This is a genomic window from Noviherbaspirillum agri (assembly GCF_054780595.1).
Genome location: NZ_BAAGWA010000012.1, coordinates 90,933 through 108,004 on the forward strand (window position 1 = coordinate 90,933; position 17,072 = coordinate 108,004).

The 17,072-nt window shown below is 57.9% G+C and carries 22 protein-coding genes; 16 read left to right on the forward strand and 6 right to left on the reverse strand.

Annotated elements, in window-relative coordinates; all coding sequences use genetic code 11:
* Positions 1–29 precede the first annotated feature (29 nt).
* The 8 genes from ACYVIA_RS17835 to ACYVIA_RS17870 all read left to right on the forward strand — a co-directional run bounded on the left by ACYVIA_RS17835 (position 30) and on the right by ACYVIA_RS17870 (position 7,046).
* A complete protein-coding gene (locus ACYVIA_RS17835) occupies positions 30–1,844 on the forward strand; it encodes an acyl-CoA dehydrogenase (RefSeq protein WP_460843175.1) in 1,815 nt (604 codons plus the stop codon).
* Positions 1,845–1,885: 41 nt separating this feature from the next.
* Entirely contained in the window at positions 1,886–2,671 is a 786-nt protein-coding gene (locus ACYVIA_RS17840; protein ID WP_460843177.1) for an SDR family oxidoreductase, read from the forward strand.
* Positions 2,671–3,105, forward strand: a complete 435-nt coding sequence (locus ACYVIA_RS17845; RefSeq protein WP_460843179.1) for a PaaI family thioesterase — start codon at positions 2,671–2,673, stop codon at positions 3,103–3,105. Before ACYVIA_RS17840 ends, ACYVIA_RS17845 begins: the two co-directional genes overlap by 1 nt.
* A 96-nt stretch (positions 3,106–3,201) precedes the next feature.
* Complete coding sequence (locus ACYVIA_RS17850; RefSeq protein WP_460843181.1) at positions 3,202–4,197, forward strand: NADP-dependent oxidoreductase; 996 nt, start codon at positions 3,202–3,204, stop codon at positions 4,195–4,197.
* 54 nt (positions 4,198–4,251) lie between these two features.
* Positions 4,252–5,157 (forward strand): SDR family oxidoreductase, encoded by a 906-nt coding sequence (locus ACYVIA_RS17855; RefSeq protein WP_460843183.1) that lies wholly within the window; start codon positions 4,252–4,254, stop codon positions 5,155–5,157.
* A gap of 43 nt (positions 5,158–5,200) precedes the next feature.
* Positions 5,201–6,097 carry an alpha/beta fold hydrolase gene (locus ACYVIA_RS17860; RefSeq protein WP_460843185.1) on the forward strand — a complete coding sequence of 299 codons (897 nt, stop codon included), beginning with the start codon at positions 5,201–5,203 and terminating at the stop codon, positions 6,095–6,097.
* Between the two features lie 77 nt (positions 6,098–6,174).
* Positions 6,175–6,615: an acyl-CoA thioesterase gene (locus tag ACYVIA_RS17865; RefSeq protein ID WP_460843186.1), complete on the forward strand. Its 441-nt coding sequence runs from the start codon at positions 6,175–6,177 to the stop codon at positions 6,613–6,615.
* Positions 6,612–7,046, forward strand: a complete 435-nt coding sequence (locus ACYVIA_RS17870) for a GNAT family N-acetyltransferase (RefSeq protein WP_460843188.1) — start codon at positions 6,612–6,614, stop codon at positions 7,044–7,046. The genes ACYVIA_RS17865 and ACYVIA_RS17870 overlap by 4 nt, the downstream gene beginning before the upstream one ends.
* On the opposite strand, the gene ACYVIA_RS17875 is transcribed toward ACYVIA_RS17870, so the two are convergent.
* From ACYVIA_RS17875 to ygfZ, 3 genes are read right to left on the reverse strand one after another with little or no spacing between them, the layout of a single operon-like run.
* The gene (locus tag ACYVIA_RS17875; protein ID WP_460843189.1) at positions 7,043–7,768 is read right to left on the reverse strand and encodes an NRDE family protein; all 726 of its coding nucleotides are present in this window, start codon (positions 7,766–7,768) and stop codon (positions 7,043–7,045) included. The two genes, ACYVIA_RS17870 and ACYVIA_RS17875, sit on opposite strands and share 4 nt — an antisense overlap.
* Positions 7,759–8,046 carry a DUF4936 family protein gene (locus tag ACYVIA_RS17880; RefSeq protein WP_460843191.1) on the reverse strand — a complete coding sequence of 96 codons (288 nt, stop codon included), beginning with the start codon at positions 8,044–8,046 and terminating at the stop codon, positions 7,759–7,761. The genes ACYVIA_RS17875 and ACYVIA_RS17880 overlap by 10 nt, the downstream gene beginning before the upstream one ends.
* A 59-nt stretch (positions 8,047–8,105) precedes the next feature.
* Positions 8,106–9,149, reverse strand: a complete 1,044-nt coding sequence (ygfZ, locus tag ACYVIA_RS17885) for a CAF17-like 4Fe-4S cluster assembly/insertion protein YgfZ (protein WP_460843193.1) — start codon at positions 9,147–9,149, stop codon at positions 8,106–8,108.
* A 151-nt stretch (positions 9,150–9,300) separates the two neighbouring features.
* Here ygfZ and mltG point away from each other — a divergent pair, with 151 nt between their 5' ends.
* From mltG to ACYVIA_RS17920, 7 genes are all read left to right on the forward strand, one after another.
* A complete protein-coding gene (mltG, locus tag ACYVIA_RS17890; RefSeq protein WP_460843195.1) occupies positions 9,301–10,284 on the forward strand; it encodes an endolytic transglycosylase MltG in 984 nt (327 codons plus the stop codon).
* Between the two features lie 32 nt (positions 10,285–10,316).
* Positions 10,317–10,925, forward strand: a complete 609-nt coding sequence (tmk, locus tag ACYVIA_RS17895) for a dTMP kinase (protein WP_460843196.1) — start codon at positions 10,317–10,319, stop codon at positions 10,923–10,925.
* A 19-nt stretch (positions 10,926–10,944) separates the two neighbouring features.
* Positions 10,945–11,988: a DNA polymerase III subunit delta' gene (locus ACYVIA_RS17900; protein WP_460843198.1), complete on the forward strand. Its 1,044-nt coding sequence runs from the start codon at positions 10,945–10,947 to the stop codon at positions 11,986–11,988.
* Positions 11,989–12,014: 26 nt separating this feature from the next.
* Positions 12,015–12,407, forward strand: coding sequence for a PilZ domain-containing protein (locus ACYVIA_RS17905; RefSeq protein WP_460843199.1), 393 nt, complete (start codon positions 12,015–12,017; stop codon positions 12,405–12,407).
* A gap of 18 nt (positions 12,408–12,425) precedes the next feature.
* Positions 12,426–12,923, forward strand: a complete 498-nt coding sequence (locus tag ACYVIA_RS17910; RefSeq protein WP_460843201.1) for a GNAT family N-acetyltransferase — start codon at positions 12,426–12,428, stop codon at positions 12,921–12,923.
* Positions 12,924–13,056: 133 nt separating this feature from the next.
* Positions 13,057–13,839 carry a TatD family hydrolase gene (locus tag ACYVIA_RS17915; protein WP_460843221.1) on the forward strand — a complete coding sequence of 261 codons (783 nt, stop codon included), beginning with the start codon at positions 13,057–13,059 and terminating at the stop codon, positions 13,837–13,839.
* Positions 13,836–14,519: an ankyrin repeat domain-containing protein gene (locus ACYVIA_RS17920; RefSeq protein ID WP_460843202.1), complete on the forward strand. Its 684-nt coding sequence runs from the start codon at positions 13,836–13,838 to the stop codon at positions 14,517–14,519. The genes ACYVIA_RS17915 and ACYVIA_RS17920 overlap by 4 nt, the downstream gene beginning before the upstream one ends.
* Before the next feature lie 71 nt (positions 14,520–14,590).
* Here ACYVIA_RS17920 and ACYVIA_RS17925 read toward each other — a convergent pair whose 3' ends face one another.
* The 3 genes from ACYVIA_RS17925 to ACYVIA_RS17935 are packed head-to-tail and all read right to left on the reverse strand — an operon-like array spanning position 14,591 to position 16,970.
* On the reverse strand, positions 14,591–14,896 hold the full coding sequence (locus ACYVIA_RS17925) for a hypothetical protein (RefSeq protein WP_460843204.1): 306 nt from the start codon (positions 14,894–14,896) through the stop codon (positions 14,591–14,593).
* A gap of 44 nt (positions 14,897–14,940) precedes the next feature.
* Entirely contained in the window at positions 14,941–15,885 is a 945-nt protein-coding gene (locus tag ACYVIA_RS17930; protein ID WP_460843206.1) for a hypothetical protein, read from the reverse strand.
* Positions 15,886–15,887: 2 nt separating this feature from the next.
* Positions 15,888–16,970 (reverse strand): hypothetical protein, encoded by a 1,083-nt coding sequence (locus ACYVIA_RS17935; RefSeq protein WP_460843209.1) that lies wholly within the window; start codon positions 16,968–16,970, stop codon positions 15,888–15,890.
* Here ACYVIA_RS17935 and ACYVIA_RS17940 point away from each other — a divergent pair.
* The coding region (locus ACYVIA_RS17940) for a transposase (RefSeq protein WP_460839700.1) at positions 16,970–17,072 on the forward strand (103 nt) is incomplete at its 3' end. The genes ACYVIA_RS17935 and ACYVIA_RS17940 overlap by 1 nt on opposite strands.

The following is a 17,072-nucleotide window of genomic DNA, read 5'->3' on the forward strand; positions in this document are numbered from 1 at the left end:
ATGAGGAGCGCGCGCGGAGGTTGATAATCATGCAATCGAAAATCGTATCCCGCCGTGACTTGGAGTTTGTGCTGTATGAAATGCTCAATGCCGAGGAGCTGACCACGCGTGCACGCTACGCCGACCATTCGCGCGAAACCTTCAGCGCTGCGATGGACACCTGCGAGCAGATCGCCACCGACCTGTTCGCGCCGCACAACAAGAAGAACGACCAGGAAGAACCGCATTTCGACGGCGAGACCGTCCATATCATCCCCGAGGTAAAGACTGCGCTGAAGGCGTTCTGCGATGCGGGCCTGATGGCGGCCGGCCAGGACTACGACTTCGGCGGCATGCAGCTGCCTTGCGTGATCGAAAAAGCCGGCTTCGCCTACTTCAAGGGCGCCAACGTCGGCACATCGTCCTATCCGTTCCTGACGATCGGCAATGCCAACACGCTGCTCAAGTGCGGCACGCCGGAACAGATCCAAACCTTCGTCAAGCCGATGATGGAGGGGCGGTTCTTCGGCACGATGTGCCTGTCCGAGCCGCAGGCCGGGTCGTCGCTCTCTGATATTGTGACGCGCGCGGAGCCGCAGCCGGACGGCACCTATCGCCTCACGGGCAACAAGATGTGGATCTCTGCCGGCGAGCACGAGCTGTCCGAAAACATCGTGCACCTGGTGCTGGCAAAAGTGCCGGACGAGAATGGCAAGCTGATCCCGGGTGTCAAGGGCATTTCACTGTTCATCGTGCCGAAGAAACTGGTCAATGCGGACGGCTCGCTGGGTGAACGCAATGACGTCGTGTTGGCCGGCCTGAACCATAAGATGGGGTATCGCGGCACGACCAACTGCCTGCTGAACTTCGGCGAAGGCAAGTTCAAGCCGGGCGGAATGGCCGGCGCGGTCGGCTATCTCGTCGGCGAGCAGCACAAGGGCTTGGCGAACATGTTCCACATGATGAATGAGGCGCGTATCGGCGTCGGACTCGGTGCGGTCATGCTCGGCTATACCGGTTACCTGCATGCACTGGAGTATGCGCGCGAGCGTCCGCAGGGACGCCATCCGCTGAACAAGGATGCCGCCCAGCCGCAGATCCCGATCATCCAGCACACGGATGTGAAACGCATGCTGCTGGCACAAAAGGCCTATGTCGAAGGTGGCCTCGCGCTCAATCTGTACTGCGCACGACTGGTGGACGATGAGCGTACGGCGGAATCCGAAGAAACGCGCAAGCATGCAACCTTGCTCCTCGATATCCTCACGCCGATCGCGAAGTCCTGGCCGTCGCAGTGGTGCCTCGAGGCGAACAGCCTCGCGATCCAGGTGCATGGCGGCTATGGTTATACCCGCGAGTACAACGTTGAGCAGTTCTACCGCGACAACCGCCTCAATCCCATCCACGAGGGAACGCACGGCATCCAGGGCCTCGATCTGCTTGGGCGCAAGGTGACGATGCAGAACGGCGCGGCATTCAAGGCCCTCGGCGTCGAGGTCATGAAGACCATCAGCAAGGCGGCCGAGGTGCCCGAGCTTGCCGGCTACGCAAAATCACTCGGCACAGTGCTGCAACGTATTGAAAAAGTGACGCAGGCACTTTACGCCGCCGGCGACCTGAACAAGACGCTGGCCAATGCTTCGGCGTATCTTGAAGCGTTCGGCCATACTGTCGTGGCATGGATCTGGCTGCAGCAGGCATTACTCTCGGTCGGCAAGAGCGGACATGATGCGGACTTCTACAAGGGGAAGCTGCAGACCTGTGCCTACTTCTTCAAGTGGGAGCTGCCGAAGGTACAGCCACAGCTCGATCTACTTGAAAGCATCGACACCACCACGCTCGACATGCAGGACGCATGGTTTTAAGCGCATTGATCTGAAGATTGACCTGAACATAAGGAGACAAGATGAAAACCGTACAACAACTATTTGACCTGAAGGGCAAGACTGCACTCGTGACTGGCGGCTCGCGCGGGCTTGGGTTGCAGATTGCCGAAGCACTTGGCGAACAGGGCGCAAAAATCGTCCTGTCCTCGCGCAAACAGACGGATCTGGATGAAGCTGTCACCCACCTGAAGGAGCGCGGCATCGAAGCGAGCGCCATTGCGGCCGACCTGTCGCAGGAATCTGCGGTGGCGCCGCTAGTTGCCGAAGCGATGAAGCGCCTCGGCCATATCGACATTTTGGTCAACAATGCCGGGGCGACCTGGGGCGCGCCAGCAGAGGATTACCCGACGGAAGCATGGGATAAGGTCATGAACCTCAACATCCGCAGCATCTTCCTGCTGTCGCAAGCAGTCGGCAAGCAATCGATGATTCCGCGCAAGTACGGACGCATCATCAACGTGGCATCGATCGCCGGCCTGTCCGGCAACGGGCCAGACTCAATGCAAACCATCGCGTATAACACGTCCAAAGGTGCGGTCGTGAACTTCACCCGCACGCTGGCGGGCGAGTGGGGGCGTCATGGCATTACCGTCAATGCGCTGGCGCCGGGATTCTTCCCGTCCAAGATGACCAAGGGCGTGCTCGAGAATTTTGGTGCGGACAACCTCGCCAGACGCGCGCCGCTGCAACGTATCGGCGACGACGAAGATCTCAAGGGCGCAGCACTCCTGTTCGCGTCGGATGCAGGCAAACACATTACCGGCCAGATCCTTGCAGTGGATGGCGGTGTTTCTGCGGTTCACTGATGGATACCAGCAAATCCCAGGCTTTCCCGGTCGAGATCCCGTTCCTGCACGATCTCGGCGTCGAGTTCCTCGGCATGGCTGGCGGCGAGGCGCAGGTTGCCCTCACACTGGAACAGCGTCACATGAACAGCTGGATGGTCACGCATGGCGGCATTACGATGACGCTGCTGGACGTGGCCATGTCGATGGCGGGCCGCTCGCTGGATCCGGATGCGCGCGGCGGCGTCACGATCGAGATGAAGACCAGTTTCCTGCAGCCGTGCGGCCACGCCGGCGGACGCGTTGTTGCAAAAGGCAAGGCACTTCACCGCTCCACCACGATCTGTTTTTGCGAGGGGGAGCTGTGGTACGACGACAAGCTGGTGGCGAAGGCGACCGGCACGTTCAAGTATCTCAAGCGGCTGGATGTCGCCAGGAAACTGGAACACGAGTAGCACCTGTAAGGAGCTGTCCAGCGGACACTATGCGGCATTCGGCGCACCGCTGGCGCTTGATTCAATCAATTCAATCAAGAAGAGAACGAGGATACCGTGACTACGTACAAACGCATTGTGCTTGCATCCCGCCCCAAGGGCGAAGTTTCGCCCGACAATTTCCGCCTCGAAGAAGCGCTGGTTCCTGCGATCAAGGATGGCGAGATCCTGATCCGAAATCACTACCTTTCACTCGACCCTTATATGCGGATGCGCATGGAAGACGTGAAGAGCTATGCCGCACCGCAGCCAATCGGTGAAACGATGATCGGCGGCACGGTCGGCGAGGTGGTCGAGTCGAAGAACCCGAAGTTTGCTGTCGGCGACAAGGTGCAAGGCATGCTCGGGTGGTCGGAAATGGGCGTGTCCGACGGCGCGTTGCTGCGCAGGCTGGATACCACGCACATTCCGCTGTCCGCCTATCTGGGCGCAGTCGGCATGCCGGGCATGACGGCGTGGTACGGCCTCACGCAGATCATGCAGCCGAAGGAAGGGGAGACGATTGTGGTGTCGGCGGCGAGCGGTGCCGTGGGCAGCGTGGTCGGCCAGCTGGCAAAGCTGCGCGGTTGCCGTGCCGTGGGCATCGCCGGCGGCAAGGAAAAGTGCGACTACGTCACGACGGAACTGGGCTTCGACGCGTGCATCGACTACAAGGCAGGCAATCTTGCCGCCGACCTCGCTGCCGCTACTCCGAACGGCATCGATGCCGTGTTCGAGAACGTTGGCGGCGAAATCTTCGATGCCAGCCTGGCACGCATGAATCCGTTCGGCCGTATCGCACTGTGCGGCCTGATTGCCGGCTACGACGGCGAGCCGATGCCGATCAATAACGTGCGCGCTTTCCTCACGATGCGCCTGACGATGCGCGGCTTCATCGTGTCCGAGCACATGGATCTTTGGCCGCAGGGATTGAAAGAGCTGGGGGCGCTGGTTGCTACCGGCAAGCTCAAGTTCCGGGAATCGGTTGCGCAAGGACTGGAAGCGGCGCCGCAGGCATTCATCGGCATGCTCAAGGGCAAGAACTTCGGCAAACAATTGGTAAAGCTGGTGTAAGCCGCGACCGAACGTCGCTCAGCACAGGTATCAAATATACAAACAGGAGACAACATGAAGAATTTCCAGAACAAGGTCGCGGTGATTACCGGCGGCGCCAGTGGCTTCGGGCGGGAGTTCGCCATCATTAGCGCGCGCCTCGGCATGAAGCTCGTGCTGGCCGACGTGCAGCAGGACGCATTGGACAAGACAAAGGCGGAACTGGAAGAGCAGGGCGCGCAGGTGCTCGCCGTGTGGTGCGACGTACGCAAGGCCGAGCAGGTGCAGGCGCTTGCCGATGCGACGATGGAAAAGTTCGGTGCGGTCCATCTCGTGTTCAACAATGCCGGCGTCGCGTCCGGCGGACTGATCTGGGAAAACTCCATCGCCGACTGGGAGTGGGTGCTCGGCGTCAACCTGTGGGGCGTGATCCATGGTGTGCGCGTGTTTACACCGCTGATGCTCGAATGTGCCAAGAAAGAGGCCGATTATGAAGGGCATATCGTCAACACCGCATCGATGGCCGGTTTGTTGAATGCGCCGAACATGGGTGTGTACAACGTCTCGAAGCATGCCGTGGTATCGCTATCGGAAACGCTGTATCAGGATCTCCAGTTGATCAAGGCTCCCATCGGCGCATCCGTGCTGTGTCCGTATTTCGTCCCGACCGGGATCAGCCAGTCGCATCGCAACCGTCCGGAAGATGTGAAGATGAGCGCCGGCCCGACCACCAGCCAGATGGTTGCGCAGGTGGTCTCGGAGAAGGCCGTGTCGTCCGGCAAAGTCACTGCGGCGGAAGTCGCAGAGCGCACCTTCAACGCGATCAAGGACGGCCAGTTTTATATCTATTCCCACCCGCAAGCATTGGGCAACGTGCAGACAAGGATGGAAGACATCCTCCTCACCCGCAATCCAAGCGATCCATATGCCGCAACGCCGCAGGTACGCGAGATGCTGCAGGCAAAAATGAATGTGAAATGATCGCATGCTGTTTCGGCCATTCCATCAACCGAGGAGGTGAGCAATGAGCGCAGCAATTCAAGACAACCAGTTCGCCGTACTGCAAAACGGCACGCGCCTGCATTACGCAAGTGCCGGTGACAAGGGCAAGCCGCTGATCCTGTTCGTGCATGGCTTTCCGGAATTCTGGTACGAATGGGAGGCGCAACTTGCCGAGTTCGGCGGCGACTATTTTGCAGTCGCGCCCGACTTGCGGGGCTTCAACCTGTCGGACATGCCTGCTGAGGCTTCTGCGTACAAGGCAAAGTACATCGTCGAAGACCTGCGCCTGCTTGCCGCGCATCTCGGCTATGAAAAGTTCGTGCTGGTGGCGCATGACTGGGGCGGGGCGGTTGCGTGGAACTTCGCGATCGCGCTGCCGCATCTGCTGCACAAACTCATCATCGTTAATGCGCCGCATCCCTACCTGTTCATGAAGGCACTGGCCACCGATCCGGCACAGAAATCAGCCAGCGAGTACATGAACTGGCTGCGCGCTGAAGGCTCGGAAAAAGCGCTGGCGAAGGACAACTTCGCGCTGCTTGAAGGGCTGTTGAGCGGGATGGGCAAATCGCCGACTCCGTGGTTTACCGAGGAAGTGCGCGCGAAATATCATGCATGCTGGTCGCGGGGATTGACCGGCGGCGTCAATTATTACCGCGCGTCGCCCTTGCATCCGCCGACCGAGGATCAACCGGGGCCGTTGAAGCTGGCGCTGAATCCGGAAGATTTCCGCGTGAAGGTGCCGACGCGTGTCATATGGGGGGAGCAGGATATCGCGTTGCCGAAATCGCTGGTCGATGGGCTCGGTGATTTTGTCGACGACTTGAATCTCGAGCGCATCCCTGAAGGGACGCACTGGGTGGTCCACGAGCAGCCGGAACGTGTGAATCAGCTGATACGCGGATTTCTGGCGGATTAGCAGGATAGCGCGGCAGCATGGCCGGTTAAACCGGCCTTGTCGCGGCGAGTTGAGGTTGCTGAATCTATACAGACAATATGGCACGCGAAGACTTTTCCTTCTTTCATTCTCTGCGCGTTCGCTGGGCTGAGGTCGACATGCAGGGCATCGTATTTAACGGCCATTACCTCACGTATTTTGATGTCGCCTTCACGGAGTACTGGCGCGAAACCGGCTTGCCAAACGTATTGGAACAGGCCCGAGACGGACGGGAAATGTTTGCGCGCAAGGCGACCATTGAGTACCAGGCTCCGGCTCGCTTTGACGATGTGCTCGACATCGGCGTCCGTTGCGCCGGTTTCGGACGCACGTCGGTGCGATTCGTGCTCGAGATTTACCATGGAGAGCAGCACCTGATATCCGGCGAGCTGGTGTACGTGTACGCGGACACGTCGGCACGCAAGGGCGTCCCGCTACCCGATGAATGGCGATCCGTGCTGACTCGCTTCGAAAAGATTCCTCCAGCGGCTTTGTCATGAGCATTCGCGTAGTCGCCGGCGACTGGGATGCGTTGCGAGCTGATGCGCAGCCGGTGCGTTACGACGTTTTTGTGGTGGAACAGAAGGTTCCGCTTGAAATGGAATGGGACGAGATGGACCCCAGGTCACTGCATGTGGTCGCGTACGATAGCAACGGCAGGTCAATCGCTACGGGCCGCCTCCTGCCGGACGGCCATATCGGGCGCATGGCGGTCCGTGCCGAGGTGCGCGGGCAAGGTGTCGGCGGCGCGATCCTAACGGTATTGATGGATGAGGCGAAGCGGCGTGGTGATTCGGCAGTCATGTTGAACGCACAAACTCATGCAGAGTGTTTCTATGCGCGTTTCGGCTTCATGCGCGAAGGCGAGGAGTTCATGGAGGCCGGGATACCGCATATCCAGATGCGGCATGTGTTCAATGGAATGAACTAGCGGATTATCCGCTCGTCCAGTGCCGCCGTGCCGTTCGCATACAGTCGTGCCGTGGTTGAGGTTCGGGTGCCGTACTCCGGTGACTCGATGCAGACCGAGGAGAGGATACGCTCCCACTCCATGCTGACACCGGTGCGCGGCAGCCGGCAATCGGACGCGCGCGCCGTGTCGGTCAACATCTCGAAGAAGGCTTCTTCCGGTGCACCCTGGCACAGCAGGCTTGCGAACTGCGCCTTCGTCCGGACGACTTTCGGCCACGGCGTATCCAGCGTGCCATTTGAAAGTCCGTAAATGCCCGGCGGGAGCGGCTTGCCGTTGCGGGCATCGTCGTTTGCGCGATTGGAAAACCAGATCATCTTGTGCTGATCTCCGACCAGCAAGTTGAATCCGTTGAATTGTGCAACGCGCGATGCAATCTCTTCGATATAGATTTCCGGTGCAGCTTGTCCCGCAAGGTAATCCGCAACCAGTCTGCCACGTGAGGGCGCGCCGTCACGCTTCTCATCGGGAGCGCGGACGTTCGTGATCGCGGCAAAACGACCCTCGCGCGTCACCCCCATCCACGTGCCACCCCCTTGCAAATCACGGCCAGCGTAGACTTGGGGATGATCGGCCCACCAGTCGGCAGGAGCCGCCGGGCGACTGTAAAACTCATCGCGGTTAGCGGCAGCAACCAGTGGAATGCCCGGAATAACCTGCCAGGCGAAAACGATCAGGCACATGAAGATACATCCAAAAAGTATTCGATATTGCGTTGGCCGTCGATCAGAGCGGGCAAGCCCGCCTGTACAACGGCGCTCTCGAGCGCGTCCACAAAATTGGCCGGAACATTCTGGTAGATTTCCATCCAGGTATGCTGGCCGTCCTTTGCTTCCGGGCGGCGCTTGAGTCCGGTGACGATACCATATTCGCGCGAAAGGCATTGTTGCATGGCTCGCGCTTGCGTGCAGAGCGCATCCGCGTTTTCACATCTCGCGCGATAGTAGATGTATAAGTCCATGCCTGATCGACATCAGCAGTGCATGCTGTTGTAATAAATGCGCTGGTTAGCTGATTGAGCTAGACGGGCAGGGTATACGGGAGTGTGCCGAACACCAGTTGCGGACCTTGTGCCGAGCCGAGGTGGATTGTGCCTTCGTCAAGGGCTGCCACTTTCAGTTCAACGAGGCAGTCGATTCCGGCTTGCGGATTCGGTTCGGCATTCACCACCATTCCGCAGGGTTGGTCGGGGTCCGTGCTGGAGAATACTTCCATGCCGGCTTTGACATCAGCAGCCGCGATAGAGGCAAGGAGCATGCGCCTCTTGAGCTTGCCAAGATACTGGCTGCGCGCAACGATCTCCTGCCCCGGATAGCAGCCCTTCTTGAAATTGACACCGCCGATCAGTTCGAAATTGACCATTTGCGGCACAAACTGCTCCTGCGTTGCCTGGGTAATCTGCGGCACACCAGCATGGATGTTTGCAAGTCGCCAGGCATGCGTGCCCACCGGAGTCAGCGTCCTGACCAGCTCCGGCCAGACCTCCTCTGCGACCGGCAACGGAGCTATCCACTGGTAACGCGGCACGCCAAACGCGTCGGCAACACGGATCAGGCTGCCTGCGTCCGTATCCACTTTTGCGTAGGTCGTCGCAGGCATGGAAGGGAACCACTGTGCAATGGCTGCGCCAACCGCAGCACCGGCAAGTCCGAGAACGGCATGGTTGTCGGTGGCATCAGCCAGCTTTACCTTCGCGCGCAATATGAACATTTGCAAGCGCTTTTGTACCGCCGGCTGGATCGCGCGCGGGACTTGCAGCATGAAAGTGTCGCCGGATTTCCACATCAGGAAACTCGCGAGCATGCGGCCTTTGGGCGAACAGTACCCCACCAGGCGCGCCTCATTCGCCGTCAAGTGTTCCACGTCGTTGGTGAGCTGGTTATGCAGGAAATGGGCGGCTTCGTCACCGGATGCCGCAATCAGGCCCAGGTCGGTCAAGGGCGAAATGAAATTGGGTGGAATGGCCTTCTCTGCAGCCTGTCCCTCAAACCCGAGAACCTCTGGATGAGACGAGTCGTCGACGTGCGCACCATTCCGTGTCAAAAACTGCAACCATGCGTTCATAAAGTCAGTCATAGAAATGAATTGATAGCCATTATCATCATGGCTTGATTATAGTGACGTCTCAAAAATGCGTCGGGAGCCGGCTACAGGCTTTCTTGAATGAGCCTGTAATTATGGCAGCCCAATTTGCGAATTTATTAAAGGCACAATTTTGATAAGGAAATTTCTTCTTCTTGTCGTCGTCCTGTCGATGGCAGCCGCTGCCGGCATGGCTTTTTGGTCGAAGCGGCCCATCATCGGTGCCAGTGAACAGGCCATCGAATTTTCGATCCAGCCGGGCAGTGGCGTCAGGAGCAGCATGCGCCAGATTGAGAAGGCGGGTGTTCCCGTCAATCCGCTCCTGCTGAGCGTCCTCGCACAGTTGACAGGCAAGAGCACGAAGCTGAAGGCAGGGCATTACGAATTGAAGCCGGGAACCAGTCCGCTGGCCCTGATCGACCAACTGGTGCGCGGCGAGTTTGCGCAGGAGTCTCTCGTCGTCATTGAAGGTTGGACCTTCAGGCAGATGCGACAGGCGATCGCCAACCATCCTGCATTGAAGCACGATACCCTCGCCTTGTCCGACAATGAATTGCTGGCCAGGATCACCGGCGACTATAAACAGCCGGAAGGGCTGTTTTTCCCCGACACCTATCTCTTTGCCAAGGGCGCGAGCGACCTTCAGATCTACCGTCAAGCCCATGCCTTGCTTTTAAAGCGCCTGGAGGAAGCATGGGCACGGCGTGATCCGTCTTTGCCCTACAAATCGCCGTATGAGGCGCTCATCATGGCGTCGATCATCGAGAAGGAGACCGGCCTGAAATCCGAGCGCAACATGATCGCCGCTGTCTTCGTGAACCGGCTCAAGCGCGGCATGCTGCTGCAGACGGATCCGACGGTGATCTACGGGATGGGCGAAAAATTCCAGGGAAATATTCGCAAGCGCGACCTTGAAACCGATACGCCCTACAACACCTATACGCGCAAAGGACTTCCGCCAACGCCGATCGCACTGCCCGGGGCAGAATCCTTGGCAGCGGCGCTCAACCCTGCCAATTCCGACGTGCTGTATTTTGTGTCGAAAGGCAATGGCTCCAGTCATTTTTCAAAGAACCTTAGCGAGCACAATCGTGCCGTAGATAAATACCAGCGATAATGCCGGGTGAACAGAGAAGAAAAACACCCATCATGACTGTTGGCAAATTCATTACTTTTGAGGGAATCGACGGCGCGGGAAAGTCCACGCACCTCGAATTCGTCGCGCGACGGCTTGCCGAGGAAGGCAAACGCGTTGTCACCACCCGCGAACCGGGCGGCACGCCCTTGGGGGAAAAGCTGCGGGAATTGGTGCTCCACGAAAAAATGCACCTTGAGACCGAAGCCTTGCTCATGTTCGCTTCGCGTCGCGAGCATCTGGCGCAAGTGATCGAACCGGCCCTTTCACGTGGCGACTGGGTGATTTCCGACCGCTTTACGGATGCGACGTTTGCCTACCAGGGCGGCGGCCGCAAGCTCGACCGCGCGAAACTCGAAGCGCTTGAACAGTGGGTTCATCCGCATCTTCAGCCGGATCTCACGTTATTGTTCGACGTACCGCTTGAGGTGGCGCGCGCGCGGCTCGACGCCACGCGTGAACTGGATAAATTCGAGCGCGAAAAAGCGGATTTTTTCGAGGCGACGCGGCAGGAATACCTGCGCCGTGCAGCGCAGTTTCCGCAGCGTTTCCGGCTGATTGACTCCACAAGGACAATTACCGAGATCCAGGCAGAACTTGAGACGATTCTCGCTTCCCTATGATTCTGCTTGTTGAACTGTCATGACTACAGCGCTTTACCCTTGGCAGTCGCACGCCTGGCAACAGCTTCAGCAGTTGCGGGAGCGTTTGCCGCACGCCATCCTGTTTCATGGCCCGCAAGGAATCGGAAAGACAGCATTTGCCGAGCGATTCGCGCAGGCGTTGCTGTGCGAATCGCCAGGTGCCGACGGGCATCCTTGTGGACAATGCGCATCCTGCGGATGGTTCGCGCAATACAACCATCCCGATTATCGTCGCGTCAGACCCGAGGCTCTCGAGGAGGGTGACGTTGCTGAAGGTGAAGAGGCGGGAGATACCGCCGATGGCAAAAAGTCGGCAAAAGCCGCCAAAACACCGTCAAAGGAAATCAAGATCGACCAGATACGTGCGCTGGCCGATTTCATGAATGTGTCGACGCATCGGCAAGGCATGCGTGTGATCCTCATGTACCCGGCGGAGGCATTGAACACGGCTGCCGCAAACGCGCTGCTGAAAACCTTGGAAGAGCCGCCGCCGAATACCATGTTTCTACTGGTTTCCAACAGTCTGGAACGATTGCTGCCGACAATTTTGTCGCGTTGCCGCAAGTTTGCACTGGCGATGCCGTTACAGGAGGAGGCGCTGGCGTGGCTGCAGCAGCAGGGCGTTGATGATGCCGATATCTGGCTGGCAGAGCAGGGCGGCGCGCCGCTTGCCGCGCACGCCGTGGCGCAGTCCGAAGTGCGGGAGACCATGGATGATTTCCTGCGGTCATTGGCCAGACCCGGTGTTGAGAACGCACTGAAAACCGCCGAAAAGCTGCAAAAATCTCCTGTCGTGGATTTGGTGGCGTGGTTGCAACGCTGGCTGTATGACGTGTTTTCGCTCAAACTTTCGGGCAGAATTCGGTATTATCCGCGGTATCGGAAGGAGCTGGCGGCGCTCGCCCAGCAGGTGCAAGTAGACGACTTGCTGCGTGCGCTGAAAGCGGCAAAGGACCGGCGTGCGGTTGCGGAGCATCCGTTGTCGGCCCGGCTTTTTATTGAAGACATGTTATTGGATTACGCTTCGCTCTTTTCAGCGTAGCGCTTCACAACGCCTGAAGGACAGTCATGGCCGATTTGAATGTGAACACGCAACCTGGTGCCGGCAGTGCGGGAGCGGTTGCGCGTCCCTCGGTTTTGTCATTGCCGATCAAGGAAAAAGCCGCGCTGTACGCAGCCTACATGCCCTTCCTTACCAATGGCGGCATCTTCGTGCCGACCAACAAGTCGTACAAGATCGGGGATGAAATCTACCTCATCCTCACGCTGATGGACGATCCCACCAAATATCCGATCGCAGGCAAAGTCGCCTGGGTGACGCCGGCCGGGGCCAACAACAACAAGGCGCAAGGCATTGGCGTTCACTTCTCGGCCGACGACAGCGGCCAGCGCGTCAAGCTCCGGATTGAAGAATTGCTGGGTGCGGCATTGCGTTCGTCCCGCGCCACACACACTCTGTAACAACAAGATTTTCCATTCATGCCTTATTTGCACCGGCTGGCCCGTCTCGAGGATCTACCGGCCATCGTCGCTATCTACAACAGCACCATTCCTTCCCGTCAGGTCACCGCCGACACCGAGCCGATTACCGTTGCGTCGCGCCAGGCCTGGTTCGCCGAGCACACTCCCGAAAAGCGTCCGTTATGGATCGCGGAGCAGGATGGCCAGGTCGTCGGGTGGTTGTCGTATTCGAATTTCTATGGGCGTCCGGCTTATTCCGGGACGGCAGAATTGTCGATCTATATTCACGAGAAGATGCGTGGCAAAGGACTGGGACGTTACTTCCTCGCACAAGCGATTGAGTTTGCGCCGAATATCGGAGTGCACACCTTGCTTGGTTTTATATTCGGCCACAATTTGCCCAGCCTGAAGCTCTTTGAAGCTTTCGGCTTCGAGCGTTGGGCGCACATGCCCCGCGTCGCAAATCTTGATGGCATCGAGCGCGACCTCGACATCCTCGGTAAACGGGTCGCCTGACCGAAGTATCCGGCCAGGCGTGTAGGGCGCCACATTTCCTCGCATCATTCCAGCCGCAGGCATACTGACTTCACGCCAACCCGCTCTTGTCGCTTCAATACGGACTTACGCCCGAGAGCGTAAAATGCACGGCATGTTTATCGATTCTCATTGCCATATTGATTTCCCGGAGCTGTCTGCCCGGCTTCCCGAAATTCTTGCGAAGATGGACGAGAACCGCGTCAGCCATGCGCTGTGCATCTCCGTCGATCTGCCTGACTTTCCCCGCGTGCTGGAGCTCGCCGAGAAGTACCCCAATGTCTACGCGTCGGTCGGCGTCCATCCGGATTATGAAGACACGCCGGAACCCAGCGTCGAAGAATTGGTGCGCTTGGCGGATCATCCGAAAATTGTCGGTATCGGGGAGACAGGGCTCGACTATTATCGGCTGGAAGGCGATCTCGAGTGGCAGCGCGAGCGCTTTCGCACGCATATCCGCGCCTCGCGCGCTACTGGAAAGCCGCTGATCATTCATACGCGCGCTGCCTCCGAAGACACGATCAGGATCATGCGCGAAGAGGGTGCCGGGCCCGCTGGCGGCGGTGCCGGGGGCGTCATGCATTGTTTCACCGAATCGCTGCAAGTAGCGGAAGCGGCGATGGAAATGGGGTTCTACATTTCCTTTTCCGGCATCGTCACATTCAAGAATGCCAAAGAACTTCAGGCCGTCGCACGCGCCGTTCCGCTGGAGCGGATGCTGATTGAAACCGACGCGCCTTATCTCGCACCGGTACCGTATCGCGGGAAAATGAACGAGCCGGGACTGGTGCGGCATGTTGCGGAGTACATCGCCCAGCTGAAGAATGTCTCGCTCGAGCGTGTCGCACAGCAAACCACAGAAAATTTCTTCAACCTGTTCAAGACCGCGAACCGATGACGGAGCCGGGCTGCTCCAATCAACGAAGACTGAGCCTGGGTGCGCTGGCGGCCAGTGTCGTTATGTTCTGGATGCCACGTGTCGCCATTGCCGGCGCCTACGACGACTATTTTCTTGCGGTAAATCGAGACGATGCATCGACGGTCAGGTCATTGCTCGATCGCGGATTCGATCCCAACACCATCGAACCCGAGCGGGGCGATTCAGGGTTGATCCTCGCATTGCGCGAGGACTCGATGCGCGTGTTCGACACCCTGTTGGAAGCCAAGGATATTGACCTGGAACTGACCTCGCGTAACGGAGATAACGCGCTGATGATTGCCTGCTATAAGGGTAATCAAAGGGCCGTGGAGGCCTTGCTTACAAAAGGTGCCCAGGTCAACCGCACCGGCTGGACACCGCTGCACTACGCAGCGGCTTCTGGACACAACATGATCGTTCAAACGCTGCTGGACCGATCGGCATACATCGACGCTGAATCGCCCAACAAAACGACTCCGATCATGATGGCCGCGCGCGGCGGACACATCATGACCGTCAAACTGCTGCTCGACGAAGGCGCAGATGCGACGCTGAGAAACGAGCTGGGAATGTCCGCGATCGACTTCGCAGAGAAGCACAATCACAAGGATATCGCGGAAGGGTTGGCGTATCGGTTGAAGAAGGCGGGGAGACGTTAAACGCTGGGCAGTGGCGCGTTGTGCGGTGCGCCCGCCGTCATGCCGTCAAAGTTCCCAAAAGCCAGAAATGATCAATCACCGTAACTGTGTGCGAAATCCTCATTTGTAAACATAGGTTGCTTCTTAGGTCGCTTTGGCAAGGGAAATCCGTGTTTCTTGGCCCGCGCTTTGATATTCAGAATGATGCCAGGTGCTTCACCAGTAGGGCAATCGTGCAGGCAAACCCAGATTTTTGTACTTTTGCCGATTACCGGTTTGGGCGAATCCTCGAAACGCGTCCAGCCGATGAGTTCCTTAATGTAGGTGCCGTCCCTCTGATATGAGGTCATGTCGATGAAAGGATACTCTTGAACCGGCCATATAGTTGACAGGTCCACTCACGGCATCCGAAGTTATCTTGGGTAGCACCTCAGTCATGCAATTAGCCTTGATTCGAGTCCCACTGCCAGATGGTGGCGCCATAGTCAACTTGGAAGGCCGGCATGATTTCTCTCTCGTTGAAATAGCGACGGGAGTTGAGCTTGGCCGGCGTGAACCAGTAGCCGGTCTGCGGGCAAGGTTGGCCTCCTTCTGCACGCAAGGCCATTGAGGGACCAAGCAGAGACTGGGCAGGATGATCGCTGGTGTCGGCTACGCGTTCGACGAGAGTCCATAGGGTGGGGCGATACCCTTTTTTCGGACCGACAGCGGGATCCAGCACGACGGATGCTTCGTTCGCTTCGCCCTCTATCGGATCATCCGACTTGATCAAAAGTGTCGGGAATCCATGATCAACGTCGGGAAGGTAGATGCCGGTTTGAGGGACGCGGTCGCCACTCTTTACTGTGACTTGTCGATTCAAACGATAAGTTGGCCATGCCGGAGGAGGGTTGAGGGGTTCCTTGACTACTCTCTCATAGCGCGTTGTCAATGCGCCGGGACTCCAGATGCCACTGGAGGTTCGATCAATTGGATCAGCCAATCCGCTGGCTTCATATAGCAACTCATAGTATTTCGCTTCCGCACCCGGTTCGACCTCGTTCATCCAGCCAGACCAGAAATCGCGCTGGCCACGCATGCCGCCGGAAACGCCGCAAGCACGGCCGAGCGCTCCGTAATCTCCGTGCGACAGTTTGATGTAACCATCATTCAGCAGCCGCATGGTATCCCTGAAATTCGGTAGCACCCGTTCTCCCCAGACAATATCCGGCTGTTCCGACAATGGCCGACTGCGGTAACGTGGCGGCAGATTGCGCATGAAGCGCTCAAGCATGGCTTCCGCATGGTTCAGCATCGCTTCCCACGCATCGCGCATTTCGCCGTAGCGTTCGAGCGAACAGTATCGTTCGAGAAGATAGATTTCCTGCGGTATCAGCGGTGTTCCCATGATTATTTCTTTTCAAACCAGCTGTTGGTGAGGACCGGCAAGCCGGTCATGTCAGTCGTTTCCCCAAAGCTGCTGTAGCCCCAGTTGGTAGGCTGTCGTTTTCCCAAACATTCCTTCTTCAAGTCGCTTGGGTCAAGCACGATCTGTATAGCTCCTCCTTCCAGTTTGTAGGCGTTATTAGCTTCATGTCTTTGCGTTCCGACGACGCCTTCCCATACATTCAGCCCTTTCCCCGGTGGGACGGTATACGTCACAAACTCGCCATTACTGTTCCAGCTTGCCCATACCGCAAACTTCCTGCGCCAGTCATCCTTGCTTTTCAGTTTGTCGAACTCGGACCTGTGCATCCAGCAGATGCTGTTGTCGCCGCTACCAGGATCTATAACCCGGTATAAGATTTCGCCCGGCGGAATGGTCACTGGTGTGATGGGGCCATCTTCAAAGGTCTTATAGGCCTTTGCCAATGGATGCCTTTCGCCCGGTTTAACCTTGGGATCAAGGTCTGGCCAGCCTGGTTTGAATGGAGCTTCTTCCGAAGCGGGATGCGCTACTCTAGCCGTCTTATCTACCCACTTCGGCTTTTCCTTCTCAAACGACGTGATCTCCGCCTCCGCCCTTGGCCGGGTAAAGCCATGTGTATTGGTGGCCTTGACATACGCGCGATACTGATTATCCGCTTCAATATCCAGTCTTCGCGCAATCCTGTTCAGCCAATCCTGCACCGGCTTTAGCACTTTACCTAGCATCGAGTCGGCCTTCTTGCGCACGCCGGAGACCAGTTCGAGCAGGTCGGCGGCCTGTTGTCCGAGCTTGCCGCCACCCCAATTCTGCACGATCGCCAGTAATTCCTTTAGCGCGGCAATGGCCTTGTCAAATGCAGTCAGCAGTTTGCCTACGATAAGCTGACCGCGTAATGCCCGCATTTGCTCGGCGAGATATTTGTATGGGTTATCCCAATGCAGCGCTTTCAGCGTTTTCCGCACTTCAGGGCGGTCGAGAAAGGCATTGAGCTTGGCGATGACCTGACCCGAGATTTTCGGGCCACGGCAAATTTGAGAAAATAGCTCCCAAACGAAAGGGAGCAATGAAGAAGAGCCGATACAGTGACGAGCAAATCGTCCGGATTTTGCGGGAAGCCGACAAGGCCCCGATTGCCGAGGTAGCCAAGCGCCACGGCGTGAGCGAGC